Here is a 16,599-nt window from a genome sequence, read left to right on the forward strand (position 1 = left end):
GAATCCTATGAAGACCGTTACCGGACTTTTCGACGACTACTCCGATGCCAGCGCCGCCGTTACTGCGCTGGAACAGCGTGGCGTGCCATCTAAAGATATCAGCATTGTTTCCAACAATGCAGACGAACGCCATGGCAATGACACAAAAGCTGCTGAAGGCGCAGGCACGGGTGCCGGCATCGGCGCTGCCGTCGGTGGTGTCGGTGGCCTGTTGACAGGCCTTGGCATCATGGCAATTCCCGGCGTCGGACCGGTGGTTGCGGCAGGCTGGCTTGCCGCGACGGCGGCAGGCGCTGTTGCCGGTGCCGTTGCAGGCGGTGCCGCCGGCGGCCTTATCGGCGCGCTGACGGACGCAGGCGTTTCCGAAGACCACGCCCATGTTTACGCAGAAGGCGTTCGCCGGGGTGGTACGCTCGTGACCGCGAAGGTCGAGGACAGCCTTTACACGGACGCCGAAGAAGTCCTGCGCCAATCCAACTGGGTTGATCCGGACAAGCGGCGCGCGGCCTATGCCGAAGACGGTTGGTCACGGTTTGACGACACGCTCGATCCTTATGAGCCCACTGAAATCGAACAGGAACGTCTGCGTTACAGACGCTAAGTGTTGGAAACAGGGAAGGTCGGCATGTGCCGGCCTTCTCTTTGATAGCCTCGGGGCAGGTGAAAGTGCCGGTCATTGCAACAGCTGGATGGTCGATCCCCAAGACCGTGGCGCACCGTTTTCCCGAAACGGGAAGTGGGCTTAGCCGATATGCTGCCGTATTCAACGGCGTCGAGATCAACTCCACCTTTTATCGGCACCACCGGCCGACGACGTTCGAGCGTTGGACAAACTCGGTGCCCGATAATTTCCGCTTCGCCGTGAAGCTGCCGCGCGAGATTACGCATGAGCGCCGGTTGCGGGAAATCGGACAAGTCTTCAAGGCATTTGTTGGAGAACTTGCGGCGCTGGATGGCAAGCTTGGACCCTTATTGTGCCAGTTGCCACCCAATCTCGCATTTGATGTCTCCGACGCGGAGGCCGCGTTTGATACTATGCGTCAGACCTTTCCCGGCATGCTCGTACTCGAACCGCGTCACACAAGTTGGGCTACGCATTCAGCGCAAGAGGTTTTGCAACGCTATGCCATTGATCGTGTGCTGGCCGATCCTGCACCGGTCTGGCCGGCCAGTGATTTCTCCGAGCCGCCCAAATATGTCCGGCTGCACGGCGCTCCCCGGATTTATTATTCCGAATACAGCGCCGCCGAAATCCTCTCGTTTAGAAAAAGCCTTTCCGCCGAATCCTGGTGCGTTTTCGACAATACCGCCTCCGGTGCCGCAATAAAGAACGCGCTGGCAATGCTCGACGATTGCGCAACCACTAAACGGTGCGCAGACTGAAATCATGTTTCAGCAGTTGGCAAAAGCGCATGAAGGCGTGACGCCTTAAAGCTGCCTTCGTGCGGTGCCGATCGCGATAACAGGGCCGGTCGCCTGACCAGTTGGTGATCCACCGAAGGGTTCCACGCTGATCGCGAAGGTCGTGCCTTCCGAAATGTTGTTACGCATATCCGCCGGGATAATGAGATCGCCATTCGTTCCGGGCTGGAAGACACCGAGCGAACGGGTCTTGCCGCCATCCATCACGAGCCACAGTTCCAGTGATTTCTCATCGGCCTTACCGGTCGCAACCGGTATAATGTGCATCCTGCCGGTCTCTGCATCATAGGATGCAAGCAGGTTGACCTGACTGTCCGTTGTCGAAAGTTCGGCTACCAGCGGAGCTGTGCCCTGCCATTTTTCGGGAAATGCGGCGTAAACGATTGCCGCAACGGCAGTCGCGCTCGTGACGACCGATATCCATCGCCAGAAGGATGCGGAACTCCACAGGCTGCCATTGGCGTTGCTGGTCTTGCTGCCGAACAGGCGTTCCTCAATGCGGGCGAGAATGGCCGCACTCGGCGCCTGTTCTTCGTAATCCACGTTGAAGTCTGATAATTCGCTTTCCCAACGGTGGACCAGCTGCGCGAAGACCCTGTCGTCCTGCATGCGCCGCTCGACCTCACGACGCTTTTCAAACGGCAGCACGCCGAGCACATATTCGCCAGCGAGGATTTCGTCGCGCGAATGCATGCCCTCGCTGTTTTCGCTCGTTGTCATCGCTGCATGCACTCTCTGAGTTTGAGAAGGCTTCGCCGCAGCCAGGTTCTGACCGTGTTGAGTGGCACCCGCAATTCTTTGGCGAGTTCGATATAGCTCAGCCCTTCGATATAGGCACGACGCACCGCCTGCGCATGAACGGTTTCAAGTTCCTGCATGCAATTGTCGATTCTGCGACCCTCATCGGCCAGAACGACCTGCTGCTCCGGATTGCGGATGCTGTCATCGGCAAGGTCATAGGCTTCGTCAATGTCGTCGCCCACGGGTTTGCGGGCCCTGATCGTATCGATCGCATGGTTTCGGGCGATTGCGGCGAGCCACGTCGACGGTGTGCCGGCGCTTGCTGCAAATGTGAGGGCACGTTGCCAGATCTTGATATAGACTTCCTGAAGCGCTTCTTCGGCTTCGGTCCTGTCACGCAGGATTTTCAGGCAGATCGCATAAAGCTTCGGGCTGGTGGCTTGATAGAGGGAAACGAATGCCGAGCGATCGCCCATGCCGACGCGGTTTATGAGCGTTGCTATCTCTGTACCCTGCATTCGAACATCCCTTTTTGCGCCTCCTATATAGGGTTGTCCTTTGTGGGAAGGCAAGGCATGCGCGAAATGAAGTTCACGTCTTCCCGGCCAAAAATTGGCCGGGTGGAAGCAGGCGGCAGGGATGGTCGCTGTCATAACACACCTGCCGGATTTTGCAGTGGACCGACCAGCCGTACGGTGACCAGGTAACCGATGATGGCAGCGGCTGCGGACACGAAGGTGCCCCACAGAAGATCAGCGATGGTCAACGTCGTGGACCAGCTTTTCAACGTTGCCTGATTGGTGAGATCATATGTGGCATAGGCCATGAAGCCGACGGCTGCACCATAAACCAACGCGGTCGTCCACTGGCCTGATATGAGGGCCGGACGAACAGCAAGAAAGGTCAGTCCTGCCGCGTAGATGAGATAAAAGATGATCGCCGGGGCCAGCCGGAAGTTCTCAGCCAGAAGATCGCCGATCGCCGGGCGATAAAGTCGCGACGCCATGGTGCTTAGCCAGATGAAGTCGATCACCAGAAAGGCGATGAGGGTGAAGAAGTAGGCTGAGATATAGGTCTTCATCGGTTTGTCCTTTCCAGAGTCTAGTTGATGCGGGCCCAGGTAATGCCCTTGCACAGGAGACCAGCGACGATGCAGCCCTTGGTGGTCATGCTGTTGCCATCAACCGTCACGGTGATCTTGTAGGATTTGTCGCGTTGCGGATCGAAGGCGGTGCCCGAATAGACGCCTGTTTCATCTGGCTTTATGGTCATGATCAGCCGGTCACCGGTCTTTTCCTGGGGCGTGCCCGGCTTGATCCAGGTATTGGTGGCGCAAATATTGTCACCGCAGGGCGCGATCAGCACTTTCGCGTTGCCGTCGCCGCGCGCCCAGTTTCCGTCGATGTCGGCTGCTCCGGCACCAGAGGCCGCAAGCATCGGACCCAGGACGGATGCGATTATCAAGGGATTGATTTTCATCGTCTTTCTCCGCAGTTGTTGCCCCGCCTCTTATTTGTGCTCGATCGTGTAGAAGCCAACATTGATGGTTCCCTCGGTAAAGCCGGCTTCGCAGTAGCAAAGGTAATAATCCCAGAGCCGCCTGAAGCGGTCATCGAAACCCAGCAGCGAGATTGTCTGCCAGCGCGCATGGAAACGCTGCCGCCATTCCGCCAGCGTGCGGGCATAGGACTGGCCGAAAAGCTCGGTATCGGTGAGGCTCAGACCCGCCCTGCCGATTGCTCTTTCAAGGGCTTCGTCAGATGGTAGGAAGCCGCCCGGAAAGATGTATTTCTGGATGAAGTCCGCGTTTCGCCGGTAATTGTCGAACCGGGCAGGTTCAATTGAGATGATTTGCAGCACCGCGCGCCCGCCGGGTTTCAGGCAGCGCTTCAGTGTTTCGAAATAGCTCGGCCAATAGGCCTCTCCGACCGCTTCGAACATCTCGACGGAAACGATGCGGTCGAACTTGCCTTCGACATCGCGGTAGTCCTCGAGCCTGAGATCGATATGCTCAGCCTTGTCGGTTTTCTCCGCTGCCGCCTTTGCCCAATTCAACTGCGAGGGCGAAAGGGTGAGGCCAGTAACGTTGGCATCCGCCTGGGTCGCGAGGTGAATTGCAAGCGCCCCCCAGCCGCAGCCAATCTCCAATACGCTCTCACCGCCGTTCAATTGCAGCTTGTCGACGATGCGGTTGAGTTTTTTGAGTTGGGCCGCCTCAAGCGTCGGCGTCGTATCGTCGAAAATCGCCGACGAATAGAGCATCGAGGAATCGAGCCATTGCCGGTAGAATTCGTTGCCGAGATCGTAATGGGCCTCGATGTTGCGGCGACTGCCGCGCTTTGTATTGGCGTTCAGCCGGTGGCCAAGGCGATTGATGAGGCGCATGGGCAGGCTACCGCGCGTCGATCCCCCGAAAGCGTCGTTGTTCTGTGCCGCAAAACGGATCAGGGCCGTCAGATCCGGTGTGGACCAGTCGTCTTCGATGTAACCCTCGGCAAAACCGATGTCGCCATTGAGGATAAGCCGCCGTAGCGCGCGCCAGCGATGGAGAACGAGCGTCGCCTCTGTGCCCTCATGTTCCCCGGATTTCTCAATCACGCCGCCACCGGGGAGCATGACGCGCAGTCTGCCTTTGGAGACGTTGTTCAAGAGCTTGGCCATGAGCCAGCCTTCGGGACCGGTGCGTTGCCGCATCTGCGTGTTTTCCAGCGATAGTTCGTTGAGATTGTCAAACGGGGTCATGAAGTTTGGCCTCGATTTGCGATGGTGATGGGTGAATGAAGGAGACAGGGGCAGACGGTGGACGCGGTCGTTTTCTCAACCGCACACCCTTGAGCCATATTTTAAGTGCTTCCCAATGGATGCCGGCAACAACCTTGAGGGTAAGAAAGGGGATGGTGACAAACGCCTTCAGCAGCGCGCCATCGGTCAGCTCGACACGCCGCGCCAGATGCCTTGCAGTCAGGACTGGCCCCTCATCGTCAAATGTATCGATAACGATCTTCAGCTTGTCGCCGGGTGGAATGACACGGAATACATAGCGGAGATCCATGTCCATGAAGGGCGAGACATAGAAGGCCTTGTCGCAGCGCTGGACGATCTCGGCCGCACCCTCGGTCTCCACCGGGATAAGGTAGGAATGCCGCTCGCCGAACGTATTGTCGACTTCCCATAGAATGGCTTTGAGAGACCCGTTCCGGCCGTGGCAGAAAAACACGCTGAGTGGATTAAAGGCCCAGCCAAGGAGGCGTGGCATGGTGAGCAGACGGATCGGACCACCATCGACGGTCATGCCTGCGGCCTTCATGGCGTTCTCAATCTGGTTGCGCAATTCCATCTTGCTTCCGTCGCCGCGGTCCCGGCGGTGAAAGGAAAACAGGTTGAAACGATCGACGGAGAACAGCCGCAGCTTACCGTCAAGCGCATCAAGTTCATCAAGGTCGAGAAGCAGCGAGTAAATGCGATAGGCGAGCCGGTGCGCTTTCGGCTTGAAGCGCGCATGCATGACATGTCCGGGAAAAAGGGCGGAGGAGAAATGAGGCGTCATGGGATCGCCTCAACGAGTTTGATCGTTCTTTTCCGCGAAGCCAAATTCAGACGGACGATCCGGCCGCTATCATCTGTAACCTTCCAGGGCCTCGACAGGCCGCCCAGATCCTCGGCGACGGCAAGCCCCGCCTGAATGCCGTCTTCATGAAAACCCGAGCCAAAATAGGCGCCGCAGAACCAGGTATTTCGCAAACCCTGCAACGCCCACAGTTCCTGCCTCATTTGCTCGGTGCCGGCATCGAAAACAGGATGGTGGTAGGTTTCCTCGGTGATGATTTTTCCCTTTTCCGGTTCGCGCGTCGGGTTCAGCGTTACGAAGGTGTCAGGGATTTCGCCCAGAGGCTGAAGCTTGTTCATCCAGTAGGTGATGCTCGGCTGCCCCGTTTCAATGCGTGTATCGGCCACATAGTTCCAGCTTGACCAGGCGGTGCGCCTGCGGGGCATGAAACTGCTGTCCGTGTGCAGTACCGCCCTGTTTTTCGTATAGCCAAACGCGCCGAGAATGCGCCGTTCTGCTTGGGTCGCGTCCGTCAGCATCTCCAGCGCCTGATCTGCGTGTGTGGCAATCACCACATCGTCGAACCGTTCGAATTCGCCATTAGTGTTGGCGATCTCGACCCCGTCCGCCAGGCGGTGGATGCGTGTCACGGGTGTCGAGAGCCGAATGCGATCGACGAATGGCGCAGTGAGTCGTTTCACATATTCCTGGCTGCCGCCGACAACGGTGCGCCAGACGGGCCGGTTGCGCAGCAACAGCAGGCCGTGATTGCTGCAGAACTTCACGAAATGTGCTGCCGGGTAACGGCCGACTTCCATGGCCGGGGTAGACCATATGGCTGCGGCCATCGGGTAAAGATGATCGTTGCGAAAGGCGTCGCCATAGTTGTTTTGAGAAAGATACTCATCGAGCGACATATCGCCCATCATCGGCAGATCGCGCGGGGCATTGCGATAAAAGCGCAAGAGGTCGGCAAGCATTGCCCAGAAGCGCGGTCTGACGGCATTTCTCTTCTGCGCCAAAAGGCCAAAGCCCGAGCCGCCGGAATATTCGAAACCGCCATCATCCAGCGAAACGGCAAAGGACATGTCGGAGGCTGCGGTCGTCACTCCCAGCGTTTTGAAAAGTGCCGTCAGATTGGGATACGTCACCTCATTATAGACGATGAACCCCGTATCGACAGACACCACACCTTTTTCAGTTTTGAACGTCACGGTGTTGCTGTGGCCGCCGACGCGGTCCGCAGCCTCGAAAACCGTGACATCATGCCGTTTCGACAAAAGCCAGGCCGCAGACAGACCGGAAATGCCTGTTCCGATCACGGCGATGTTTCGCCGGCTGTCTTTTCTTTTGGCTTCGGTATCGAACATGGTTCCTCGCTATTGCATTCACAATTCATTTTTACGGCCTGCGACAGATACGAAGGAGCGGATCGATAAGTTTCAGCTGCGCGCAAATTTTTCAGAATTTTGTCAGGCGCCTGAAACTCTTTTGCCGTCTCGCCCGTAGTTGCCACTGGAAACTTGGTCTGAAGTCCTTCGAATACAGTGAGCGGAATGGTGATGATGTCTGTTGTGGTGGCCCTTGCCGTGCTGATGTCGCTTCTGATGGCGGCAGCCTGGGCGTTGCAGCGTTACACAGGATCGAGTGGCTGGATCGACACCGTCTGGTCTGCGAGTGTCGGGCTCGGCGGCGTGGTTGCCGTCTTGTTTTCCGATGGAGATAGCTGGCGCCGGGGAGCGGTTCTCTTTCTTGTATTGGTGTGGTCGCTGCGGCTCGCGGGACACATCGGCATGCGGACGAGGGGAGGTGGCGAAGATCCACGTTACGCGAAGCTTATAGAAGAATGGGGCAGCAATGCCTCGCTGCGGCTTTTCGCTTTTCTCCAGATCCAGGCCGTTGCCGCTTTTGTGCTGGTTCTCGCCGTCTATCTTGCCGCCAGCAATCCTCTGCCATTTCCAAGCATTATCGATGTGATAGCGTTGATCATCGCGGCTGGTGCGCTTGTCGGAGAAGCGACCTCCGATGCACAGCTTTCACAGTTCAGAAAAACCCCGGAGGCCAAAACCGGCGTCTGCGAGACTGGTCTGTGGCGTTATTCGCGCCATCCCAACTACTTTTTCGAGTGGCTTTTCTGGTGCGGCTTTCCGTTGTTGGCCATCCATGCGCAGCCGTGGTCATGGCTGTCGTTTGCGGCGCCAGCCATGATGTACTGGCTGCTCGTCCACGTCTCCGGCATTCCCCCGCTCGAAGAACACATGCTGAAATCACGCGGAGAGAAATTCCGCGCCCTGCAAAACCGCGTCAACGCCTTCTTTCCGGGGCCACGCAAGAATGAGGACACACCATGAACATGCTCGCATTCGCCATCAACGCTGCCGAACGCGCACCGCTGAGTGACAGTATGACGCTTGCCGGCATCGACATGCTCTGCGCGCGCACCAAACGGCGACTTGCCGGCGTTCCGGCGGCGGAAGAAAACGCTTTTGTGTCTGATATGGCGAAATTTCCCGTCGCCACACACACTGACGAAGCGAACAGGCAGCACTACGAGGTGCCGGCTGAATTCTTTGCAATCGTCCTTGGCGCGCAAAGAAAATATTCCTGCTGCTTTTATCCCAATGCTCAGACAACGCTGGATGAGGCTGAAACATTGGCGCTGGAAGAGACCGTTTCCCATGCTCGATTGCAGGACGGGATGAATATTCTCGAACTCGGCTGTGGTTGGGGTTCGCTCTCCCTTTATATGGCCGGCCGGTTTCCCAATGCGCGGATTACGTCCGTTTCGAACTCGGCTTCGCAGCGCGAATATATAATCGAACGTGCAAATGAGCGTGGGCTGTCGAACCTCTCGGTGGTGACGGCCGATATGAATGATTTCACCACTGACGAGCGTTTCGACCGTGTCGTATCGGTGGAAATGTTCGAGCACATGTCGAACTGGCAGGCATTGTTCGAGCGCGTTCGCTCGTGGCTGACGCCGGAGGGCAAGTTTTTCCTTCACGTCTTCAATCACCGTGATCGATCCTATCGTTTCGACCATGGCAACCGGGCAGACTGGATCGCGCAGCATTTCTTCACCGGCGGCATTATGCCTGCCTTCGATCTTCCTCACCGTTTCCCGGCGCAGTTCACCGTGGAACAGGAGTGGCGCTGGTCGGGATCACATTATCGCCGGACGGCCCTCGACTGGCTTGGAAATTTCGACCGGGAGATCGACCGTATCCGACCGATCCTGCAGCGGGTCTATGGCAACGATGCGCGCTTGTGGGAACGGCGTTGGAGACTGTTCTTCCTCGCGACGGCAGGTCTTTTCGGGCACGAAGACGGTAAGGTCTGGGGCGTTGGACACTACCTCATGGCGCGCGTCTAGATCGCTGCAAACACGCGCATGCGAACCCAATCCGGCGCCGCTTCGCCCTTCGTCGCGATGCGGCGAAGGTGTCTCCTCGGTTGGCGCAGGCCGCTGAGGCCGGCGAAGCGGGAAAAATGGATATGCGATTGATTGTGCATGATTTGATCGTGCAAAATTTGTGTATTTCATTCCTGTTTGCTTAACCCCGTTTTTTGAAATCTGCGAAGTTCGGCGACCTCGTCTAGCTTCCGTTCGGCTTTTGCATCAAGGAGCGGGCTCGCCCCGTAGTCCAAGCCAAGGGTCAGCATGCCTTTTCAGAAAACAAAAGACCGAGAGGAATATTCGCAGCATCTTCTTCTCCTGTGTCGAGTTGCAGCCTGGATGGGCGTGGCGCTGGCGACTGGCTGGTTCGTGTTTTTCATTCTCACGGAAAGATGGGGCATTGCGCTCAGCCTCCTCATTCTGGGGGTTGCGATCGTGCCGTGCTGGCTAACTTGCCTGATGGGCCACTTTTCCCTCGGACTCATTCTGGCACAGAGCGCCTGCATCCTGTTCGTCTGCTGGTACTCCGTCGCTATCGATGTCTCCGACGATACCGTACCGAGGACGACGCATCTCTACCTGCTCGTCATAATCTTCGTCGGCTACATGAATTTTCAACGCCAGCGTTCCGCCGCCCAGTTTCTGGTCATCGCGGCAAGTCTCGTGGCCTTTGTTTATTTCTGCGCGTCGGCCGCGCGGTTTTCGTTCAGTACTCCCATGCCGCAGGATGTGCGCAGCATCAGCGCCTGGTTCAACAGTGTTTTCGCAGCGTTGATGCTGTGTGGCGGTGTCGCCGCCATGCAGGCGCAGTTTCGCAGTCATACGAAAAAAGCCCTGGAACTTCGCTCCGCGCTTTCAAATGGCCAGTTTGAACTTTTCTATCAGGCGCAGGTTCGCGCGGACGGTACGCTGCTTGGCGCAGAGGCGCTGTTGCGGTGGAACCACCCGAAACGGGGATACATCCCGCCAGCCGATTTCATCGCGCTTGCGCAGCAAACCGGTTTCATGCCGACAATCGGCGCTTGGGTCATTGCCGAAGCCTGCAAGACACTCGCGAGATGGCAGGAGAACCCCGCAACCCAGAATCTCACCTTGTCGATCAACATCACTGCCGATCATTTCGTCGACGCGGGATTTTCCGGGCAGCTTCTTGATGCCGCCTCGTCTCAGGGCATCAAGCCACAGCTTCTAAAGCTGGAGCTGACCGAGAGCGTTTTCCTATTCGACATAGAGGCAGCGATCGCGAAAATGAAGCTCCTTGATCGTTCCGGCTTTACGATTTCACTCGACGATTTCGGCACTGGCTACTCCTCACTAAGCTACCTGCGGCAATTGCCGCTCAAACAGATCAAGATTGATCGCAGCTTCGTGACGGGAGTGACCGAAAGCGGGCGTATGGCGACAATCACGCGAAATATCGTCCAGATGGGGCACGATCTTTCGCTGGAAGTTCTGGCCGAAGGCGTGGAGACCGAGGCGGAGCTGCGGATGATGCTGTCCTACGGCTGCCGATTGTTTCAGGGCTATCTTTTTGCGAGGCCGACGAGCCTTGTCGAGTTCGAGCAATATGCTGCCCGTCCATCGTCCTGACCGGACGTTTTGCGACAGGCTGAGGCAGCCGGATCGAAATCAGTGGCGTGCCGGCCGGCAGATCAGGCCGTTGAACAATGCACCATTCGTCGGGTAGAGCTATCTTGCCTGTCAGGATCGCTACCGATCCGCATCATTTCGTTGGTTCGCATGATCCCAGTCGCACTACCCTCCGTCGAAACGCTGCTTTTGCTTGCCTTCCTTCTTGCCACGACACTGGTCTGGGGTATCTGGACAGTGGTGTTGGTTGCACGATACCCAGGAGGCCGCTGGGCGCGCCCGATGATGCTGCCCTATGGCCTGGCGACCGCCATTGCGATTTTTACACTTTGGCAGTTCGCTAATTTTTATCTCCAGATGCGTGCCTATGACAGGGAAATGGCGTCTAGCTATCGCCCGGAGCTTGGGGAGCCGGTGCGCCTTGGCCAGATCGACATGCCCAAAGGCACGAAACTTGAACTGGCCGTGGCCGACACCAGGGAATCCTTCAACCGCGCGGTCTTCCCCCATCCCGTGCGGGTCGCGAATGTCGATGCCGTCGAGATCGCACGCTATATCGCGATAAAAACCAACGGGAATTATGAGACCGTCGGCTTTGTTCCGGAGACGATGCGGGTGACGGGAAACGGCGTGACCCTGCAAAGTGGCTGGCGCTGCGATGCGGCACAACCGGTGGAGTTCGACCTGAAGGCTGACGGGGATGTATCCGCTTTCAGCCGATGTGTCCTTGCCGACGGGAATATCGTCGACGGCATTGTCTTGCCGAAGGGCACGTTTCTGCGTGCCTCCTCCGGCAATGTCTATACTGACGGTTTCGTTGATTCCGACAGGTGGGTTCTCGAAACGCCCACGGGCCAGGCTATCCGCATTGATGATTTCGCTCTTGAGGATGTCACGCTCGCCCTTGATGGCGAAAGAAAACTCTATGAAATCCGAAGCGCGGTTTTGTCGAAGGAAGCAACAGCGGGCGCGCTCCACTTCGCAGCCGGTAGTGGAATTCGCCTCAATCCCCGGCACATCCGGACTGATTATCCCGGTGCATGGTTGATAACACCATCTCCTGCGTCCACCGGTTCTGAACCGGTGTCGCCTCGGTCAAGCGTGCTGAACAGAGGCGGAGAGCTTCTGGCCACCCTTTCCGACTAGCGCATTGGTGGACCAGATACTCTGAACGATCTCGATGGAGGTCTCTCTTGCGATCAGGTGCCCGCGACCCCAGATATCGCGCATTATTGAAAGTGCGCATAAATGAACCCTGAGACCTACCTACCGATAAAGACCGACCGGCTGATCCTTCGTAAATTCCAGGCCGCTGATCTCGCCTCATACGCCGATTACCACACGCGCGATGACGTCTACCGTTTCCTCTATGCCGCACCGCCTTCGGATGATGCGGTGAAAACGCAATTCGCAGCGCTGCTCGAGGCTCTGTTTGAAGAGGACGGCGATACGTTGCGACTTGCCGTTACGCGCAGTGACGATGACACGTTGATCGGCGAAGTCCTGCTTAAAATTGCGAGCAAGGCAGCTTTGCAGGCGGAAGTCGGTTATGTCTTCAATCCTGATTTCTCAGGTAAGGGATATGCGACGGAAGCCGTCCGGGCCATGATAAGCCTCGGCTTCGAGACGCTCGGATATCACCGGATTTTCGCGCGGCTGGATGCCCTGAACCACGGATCGATCGGCGTTGTTGAACGCCTTGGCCTGCGGAAAGAAGCGCATTTGATCGAGAATGACCGGTTTGCCGGCGCCTGGGGGGACGAATTCATCTATGCCACCCTGAAGAGGGAGTGGGCGTCTAGCCCGTGATCTTGCGCAGGTGATGATTATGTCGGGTTTGAAGGAAATTGTCGGTGTCTCAACTGGTCTTGATCCTCGGCGATCAATTATCTTTCTCCCTATCTTCGCTGGATGGGGTCGACAAGACGCGCGACACGATCCTGCTTTGCGAGGTAATGGCGGAGGCTACCTATGTCGGCCATCACAAAAAGAAGATCGCCTTCATCTTTTCCGCCATGCGCCACTTCGCCGAGGAACTGCGTGGCGAAGGATACCGGGTTCGCTACACGCGCATTGATGATCGCGACAATGCGGGCTCCTTCTCCGGCGAGGTGCAGCGGGCGTTAAACGACCTGACCCCTTCCAGGATTTGCGTCACCGAGGCTGGAGAATGGCGCGTCAAGTCAGAGATCGAGCGCTTCGCCAGTACCTTCAATATCGAGGTCGATATCCGCCCTGATCGGCGCTTTCTTGCCAGCCACGACGAGTTCGAGCGCTGGGCGGCCGGGCGCAAAAGCCTGACGATGGAATATTTCTACCGGGAAATGCGTCGCAAGACTGGCCTGTTGATGAATGGCGAAGAGCCGGTCGGTGGACGCTGGAATTTTGACTCGGAAAACCGCAGCCCCGCCAAGCCGGACCTGCTGAGGCCAAGACACCCGGTCTTCGCACCGGACAGGATAACAAGGGATGTCATCGACACCGTCGAGCGGCTGTTTCCCGACAATTTCGGCAAGCTTGAGAACTTTGGTTTCGCCGTCACCCGCGCCGATGCCGAGCGGGCGCTCAGTGCCTTCATAAACGATTTCCTGATGAATTTCGGCGCCACGCAGGATGCCATGCTGCAGGATGACCCGTATCTCAACCACTCGCTTCTGTCTTTTTACATCAATTGCGGGCTGCTGGATGCGCTGGAGGTCTGCAGGGCGGCGGAGCGCGCCTACTACGAGGGCGCGGCACCGCTCAATGCCGTCGAGGGTTTCATTCGCCAGATCATCGGCTGGCGGGAATATATGCGTGGCATCTACTGGTTTGCCGGGCCTGACTATGTCGACAGCAATTTCTTCAAAAACGACAGGCCGCTGCCAGGCTTTTACTGGACGGGCAAAACCCACATGAACTGCATGGCGACCGTTATTACGGAAACCATCGAAAATGCCTATGCTCACCACATCCAGCGCCTGATGATCACGGGAAACTTTGCCCTTCTCGCCGGCATTGATCCGAAGGCCGTTCATCAATGGTATCTCGAGGTCTATGCGGATGCCTATGAATGGGTTGAGCTGCCGAATGTGATCGGCATGAGCCAGTTCGCCGATGGCGGCTTTCTCGGAACAAAGCCCTATGCCGCAAGTGGCAACTACATCAATCGCATGTCGGACTATTGCAGTAGTTGCCGCTATGATCCCAAGGAGCGTCTCGGTGACAAGGCCTGTCCATTCAACGCGCTATACTGGGATTTTCTGGCCCGCAACCGTGAAAAGCTGAAATCCAACCATCGTCTGGCGCAGCCCTATGCCACATGGTCCCGGATGAGCGAAGACGTCCGCCATGACATCAGGGCAAAGGCAGCTCTGTTTTTGAACCGCCTGAGCTGACGCGGCCCTTTCTCTGTTTTCACCGAACGGCGGGACACCCGATCAGAACTGTCCCTGCGCATGTCTCAGTCATGACGCGGCTCGTAAACCCGGCTCCGCGTGGTGCCGATAGCGCCGCCGGTCCATGCGGCAATGGCGCCAATGATGAGAGCGACGAAGGCGGACTATCGGGAGCGAAGTGAAGCCTACCGCGTTTCTCAGCTTACTTTAAACTATCACTTACCAGCCGTAGCTGAACGTCAGGCCGCTKCCGTTGTCTCCGTTCTGCTCCACGTTGGTTTCGGTGTTCCGCCCATACTGGAAAATGCCATAGGCATTGTTATTGCCGTTTTGCTGCAGCGTTGCGGAATGGCCGTTGCCCCGCTGCCGGATAAAGCCGAGATTGCCGCGACCGTTCTGGGCGATGCCTGCCGCATTTCCCCGGCCCAATTGCCGGATGTCTGCGTCTTTCAGATCGCGATAAAGCGAGTAGGCGCGCAGACCGGTTGAGAACAGATCCCCATTCCCGGAATTGCCAGGCGCGAGGTCAAAGGAAATGCGGCCACCGGCATGGGCGGGAGCAGTAAATCCGAGCGGCGCAAGGCCTCCAACAAGCAGAGTGACGGTGAGAAGTTTCAACACGTTGCGGGTCATTCTGATCTCCATTCTGTCAGTGCCCTTGCCGATGATCCACTCTCGCATCCTGCAACTGAACCCGAACGGAATTGCCCATTCACATGTCGTTCAGTCGCTGCAAGAGGATCAAAGAAAAGGGCGCTCAACTGGCGCCCTCTCTGGTGGAAATGTATGGTTTAAGTCAGCCTAGTCGCCGCCAACCTGCTTCGTGCAGCTGAAGTGTCTGCCATCGATTTCGAGATCGAGCACTGCCTTGTACTGCGCTCCCTTCGCGCCAAGCGTTTCCGAACTCAGAAGTTGCGAACGCCCGGCAGCGGCATCAAAGCCGCCGCCCTGGTTGACGACGGAACTCCCGCTGCCTCCTGAATTTTCGACGTGAAAGGCATAGGTACCTCCAGCACCGGTATTGCCCTTTGCGAAGGCCTCCAGTCTGACCATGCCCGCCTGTGGTGTTGCCTTGATCTCGCAAAGCTTGCCTTCGCTCAGGTCATTTGCGGTCGACATGGCTGCGATGGCGCCGAAGGGAAAGAGTGCAACGGCAAGGATAGCCGCCAGGCGGCGTGGATGTGTGACGCTATGGGGCATGGCTAGTCTCCTTGATGATCTGTTGACTTGATCTCGACCAGTTGCACGTCAAGGCCTGTGGCGGATTACGGGCAGGCCTGCACGAAGGCCGCTACATTGTCATTGCCGCCCTGGTTGACATTGGCGCTGCATCCACGGCCAACCTGAACGCCGGCCGCGATGTTGCCGTTGCCGTCTTGGGTCAGGATGGTGGTGTGGTTTGAGCCGAACTGGCCGATGCCCGCCACGTTGCGGCTGCCGTTCTGATAGGTGGAGCCGTAATTGTCATGCCCCTCCTGACCCACAGCCGAAAGGTTGTGACGACCATATTGATGGCCGACGATCCGGTTATAGCCGCCGTTCTGGTAGGTGCGGATCCGGTTGCCATAACCTTCCTGTGCGCCACCGGCAGAGTTCGACCACCCATATTGTTCGATGCGCACATCGTTGGCCATGGCGGGAGCCGTGGCGGTGAAGCCAACGAGAGCGGAGAGTGCAATTGCAACGAAAGACGTACGGATCATGACTGTCTCCTCAGGCGGATAAGACCGCGGTTGAACGTCTTTGTTGTAGACGGTCTCGTTGGAACGGAAGCTGAAGAGATTATTCAGTCGTGGTTCATTGGCGGGGTATGGTCCCAGCGTCGCAACAATGGTGACGAACATGATGACAAAGTTTTCTTGGCAGGATGAAACCAAATTGGCTCGCCTTTCGTACATGGCTTGCGCCTTCAATGTTCAGGCGAAAAGGGAGACGAATCTGGGTCCGATGGAGCTTCAAAGCCGCGCTAGCCAGCCCGCAAATGCAGGGTCTGCTGCAAGAGATGATCTGACACGAGCAACCCTAACCGTTGCCTGGGTCATCATCCTCAACAAGCCATTTTATCCGCTTTACGTGTGGTATCTGGTCGATGACGGAGCCGTGGCATCGCTTGTCACCCTATTGTCGGTGCCATTCTTTCTCGCGATACCATTCCTGGCGAAAAAATCCCCGTTAGCCGCGCGCCTCGCTCTCCCCTTGGTGGGAACAATCGACACGCTATTTGAAACCAAACTATTCGGCCAGGCTTCTGGCACCGAATTTTTCTTCGCAGCCTGCATCATGCTTGCAGCCATGTCGTTCCGCGCAGACGAGAAGCTCTGGCAATATGCGATGGCAATCCTCGTCTTCATCGCTTTCTTTTTCTCGCGGACGTTTCTGGGCGCGCCGCTGCAATCCTGGTCGGCAGACGATCTTGCAACGCTTCTCAATCTGAATGCGTTCTCTGCCGCCAGCCTCATGGTCTTTATCGCCCTTAGATATGCCGGCATTTCACGGCGAACCGAAATCTGAACAAGAGCCGTGCC

General features: G+C 57.2%; 19 protein-coding genes. 9 read left to right on the top strand and 10 right to left on the bottom strand.

The window, feature by feature from the left end:
* The first annotated feature begins 7 nt into the window (after window positions 1–7).
* Both AC1DCP_RS14385 and AC1DCP_RS14390 read left to right on the top strand, forming a co-directional pair.
* Entirely contained in the window at window positions 8–601 is a 594-nt protein-coding gene (locus AC1DCP_RS14385; RefSeq protein WP_013761044.1) for a general stress protein, read from the top strand.
* A 65-nt stretch (window positions 602–666) separates the two neighbouring features.
* Complete coding sequence (locus AC1DCP_RS14390; RefSeq protein ID WP_173995278.1) at window positions 667–1,383, top strand: DUF72 domain-containing protein; 717 nt, start codon at window positions 667–669, stop codon at window positions 1,381–1,383.
* A gap of 45 nt (window positions 1,384–1,428) precedes the next feature.
* On the opposite strand, the gene AC1DCP_RS14395 is transcribed toward AC1DCP_RS14390, so the two are convergent.
* The 7 genes from AC1DCP_RS14395 to AC1DCP_RS14425 all read right to left on the bottom strand — a co-directional run bounded on the left by AC1DCP_RS14395 (window position 1,429) and on the right by AC1DCP_RS14425 (window position 7,080).
* Window positions 1,429–2,142: an anti-sigma factor gene (locus AC1DCP_RS14395; RefSeq protein WP_476774370.1), complete on the bottom strand. Its 714-nt coding sequence runs from the start codon at window positions 2,140–2,142 to the stop codon at window positions 1,429–1,431.
* On the bottom strand, window positions 2,139–2,681 hold the full coding sequence (locus AC1DCP_RS14400) for a sigma-70 family RNA polymerase sigma factor (RefSeq protein WP_004431393.1): 543 nt from the start codon (window positions 2,679–2,681) through the stop codon (window positions 2,139–2,141). Before AC1DCP_RS14400 ends, AC1DCP_RS14395 begins: the two co-directional genes overlap by 4 nt.
* Before the next feature lie 131 nt (window positions 2,682–2,812).
* Window positions 2,813–3,244: a DUF2177 family protein gene (locus AC1DCP_RS14405; RefSeq protein ID WP_025594888.1), complete on the bottom strand. Its 432-nt coding sequence runs from the start codon at window positions 3,242–3,244 to the stop codon at window positions 2,813–2,815.
* A 20-nt stretch (window positions 3,245–3,264) separates the two neighbouring features.
* Window positions 3,265–3,642, bottom strand: coding sequence for a DUF2147 domain-containing protein (locus tag AC1DCP_RS14410; RefSeq protein ID WP_112496258.1), 378 nt, complete (start codon window positions 3,640–3,642; stop codon window positions 3,265–3,267).
* Between the two features lie 30 nt (window positions 3,643–3,672).
* Window positions 3,673–4,905: an SAM-dependent methyltransferase gene (locus AC1DCP_RS14415; protein WP_065661930.1), complete on the bottom strand. Its 1,233-nt coding sequence runs from the start codon at window positions 4,903–4,905 to the stop codon at window positions 3,673–3,675.
* Entirely contained in the window at window positions 4,892–5,710 is an 819-nt protein-coding gene (locus AC1DCP_RS14420; protein ID WP_112496257.1) for a DUF1365 domain-containing protein, read from the bottom strand. The genes AC1DCP_RS14415 and AC1DCP_RS14420 overlap by 14 nt, the downstream gene beginning before the upstream one ends.
* A complete protein-coding gene (locus AC1DCP_RS14425; protein WP_476774371.1) occupies window positions 5,707–7,080 on the bottom strand; it encodes an NAD(P)/FAD-dependent oxidoreductase in 1,374 nt (457 codons plus the stop codon). The genes AC1DCP_RS14420 and AC1DCP_RS14425 overlap by 4 nt, the downstream gene beginning before the upstream one ends.
* 192 nt (window positions 7,081–7,272) lie before the next feature.
* On the opposite strand from AC1DCP_RS14425, the gene AC1DCP_RS14430 reads away from it, so the two are divergent.
* From AC1DCP_RS14430 to phrB, 6 genes are all read left to right on the top strand, one after another.
* On the top strand, window positions 7,273–8,061 hold the full coding sequence (locus tag AC1DCP_RS14430; protein WP_174027927.1) for a DUF1295 domain-containing protein: 789 nt from the start codon (window positions 7,273–7,275) through the stop codon (window positions 8,059–8,061).
* Window positions 8,058–9,083 carry an SAM-dependent methyltransferase gene (locus tag AC1DCP_RS14435; RefSeq protein ID WP_149916254.1) on the top strand — a complete coding sequence of 342 codons (1,026 nt, stop codon included), beginning with the start codon at window positions 8,058–8,060 and terminating at the stop codon, window positions 9,081–9,083. Before AC1DCP_RS14430 ends, AC1DCP_RS14435 begins: the two co-directional genes overlap by 4 nt.
* 288 nt (window positions 9,084–9,371) lie before the next feature.
* Entirely contained in the window at window positions 9,372–10,697 is a 1,326-nt protein-coding gene (locus tag AC1DCP_RS14440; RefSeq protein ID WP_149916255.1) for a putative bifunctional diguanylate cyclase/phosphodiesterase, read from the top strand.
* 150 nt (window positions 10,698–10,847) lie between these two features.
* The gene (locus AC1DCP_RS14445; RefSeq protein WP_476774372.1) at window positions 10,848–11,843 is read left to right on the top strand and encodes a hypothetical protein; all 996 of its coding nucleotides are present in this window, start codon (window positions 10,848–10,850) and stop codon (window positions 11,841–11,843) included.
* A gap of 102 nt (window positions 11,844–11,945) precedes the next feature.
* Complete coding sequence (locus AC1DCP_RS14450) at window positions 11,946–12,506, top strand: GNAT family N-acetyltransferase (protein ID WP_476774373.1); 561 nt, start codon at window positions 11,946–11,948, stop codon at window positions 12,504–12,506.
* A 44-nt stretch (window positions 12,507–12,550) separates the two neighbouring features.
* Window positions 12,551–14,074: a (6-4)DNA photolyase gene (phrB, locus tag AC1DCP_RS14455; RefSeq protein WP_111809866.1), complete on the top strand. Its 1,524-nt coding sequence runs from the start codon at window positions 12,551–12,553 to the stop codon at window positions 14,072–14,074.
* Between the two features lie 219 nt (window positions 14,075–14,293).
* Here phrB and AC1DCP_RS14460 read toward each other — a convergent pair whose 3' ends face one another.
* The 3 genes from AC1DCP_RS14460 to AC1DCP_RS14470 form a co-directional block, all read right to left on the bottom strand.
* Window positions 14,294–14,707 (bottom strand): curlin, encoded by a 414-nt coding sequence (locus AC1DCP_RS14460; protein WP_065660345.1) that lies wholly within the window; start codon window positions 14,705–14,707, stop codon window positions 14,294–14,296.
* A gap of 168 nt (window positions 14,708–14,875) precedes the next feature.
* Window positions 14,876–15,274 carry a curli-like amyloid fiber formation chaperone CsgH gene (gene csgH / locus AC1DCP_RS14465; protein ID WP_476774374.1) on the bottom strand — a complete coding sequence of 133 codons (399 nt, stop codon included), beginning with the start codon at window positions 15,272–15,274 and terminating at the stop codon, window positions 14,876–14,878.
* A gap of 65 nt (window positions 15,275–15,339) precedes the next feature.
* The gene (locus AC1DCP_RS14470) at window positions 15,340–15,777 is read right to left on the bottom strand and encodes a curlin (RefSeq protein WP_013761025.1); all 438 of its coding nucleotides are present in this window, start codon (window positions 15,775–15,777) and stop codon (window positions 15,340–15,342) included.
* Between the two features lie 127 nt (window positions 15,778–15,904).
* Between AC1DCP_RS14470 and AC1DCP_RS14475 the strand changes: the two genes are divergently transcribed.
* A complete protein-coding gene (locus AC1DCP_RS14475; protein ID WP_236776459.1) occupies window positions 15,905–16,585 on the top strand; it encodes a hypothetical protein in 681 nt (226 codons plus the stop codon).
* Window positions 16,586–16,599 lie beyond the last annotated feature (14 nt).

Source organism: Agrobacterium sp. 10T429 (genome assembly GCF_056393925.1).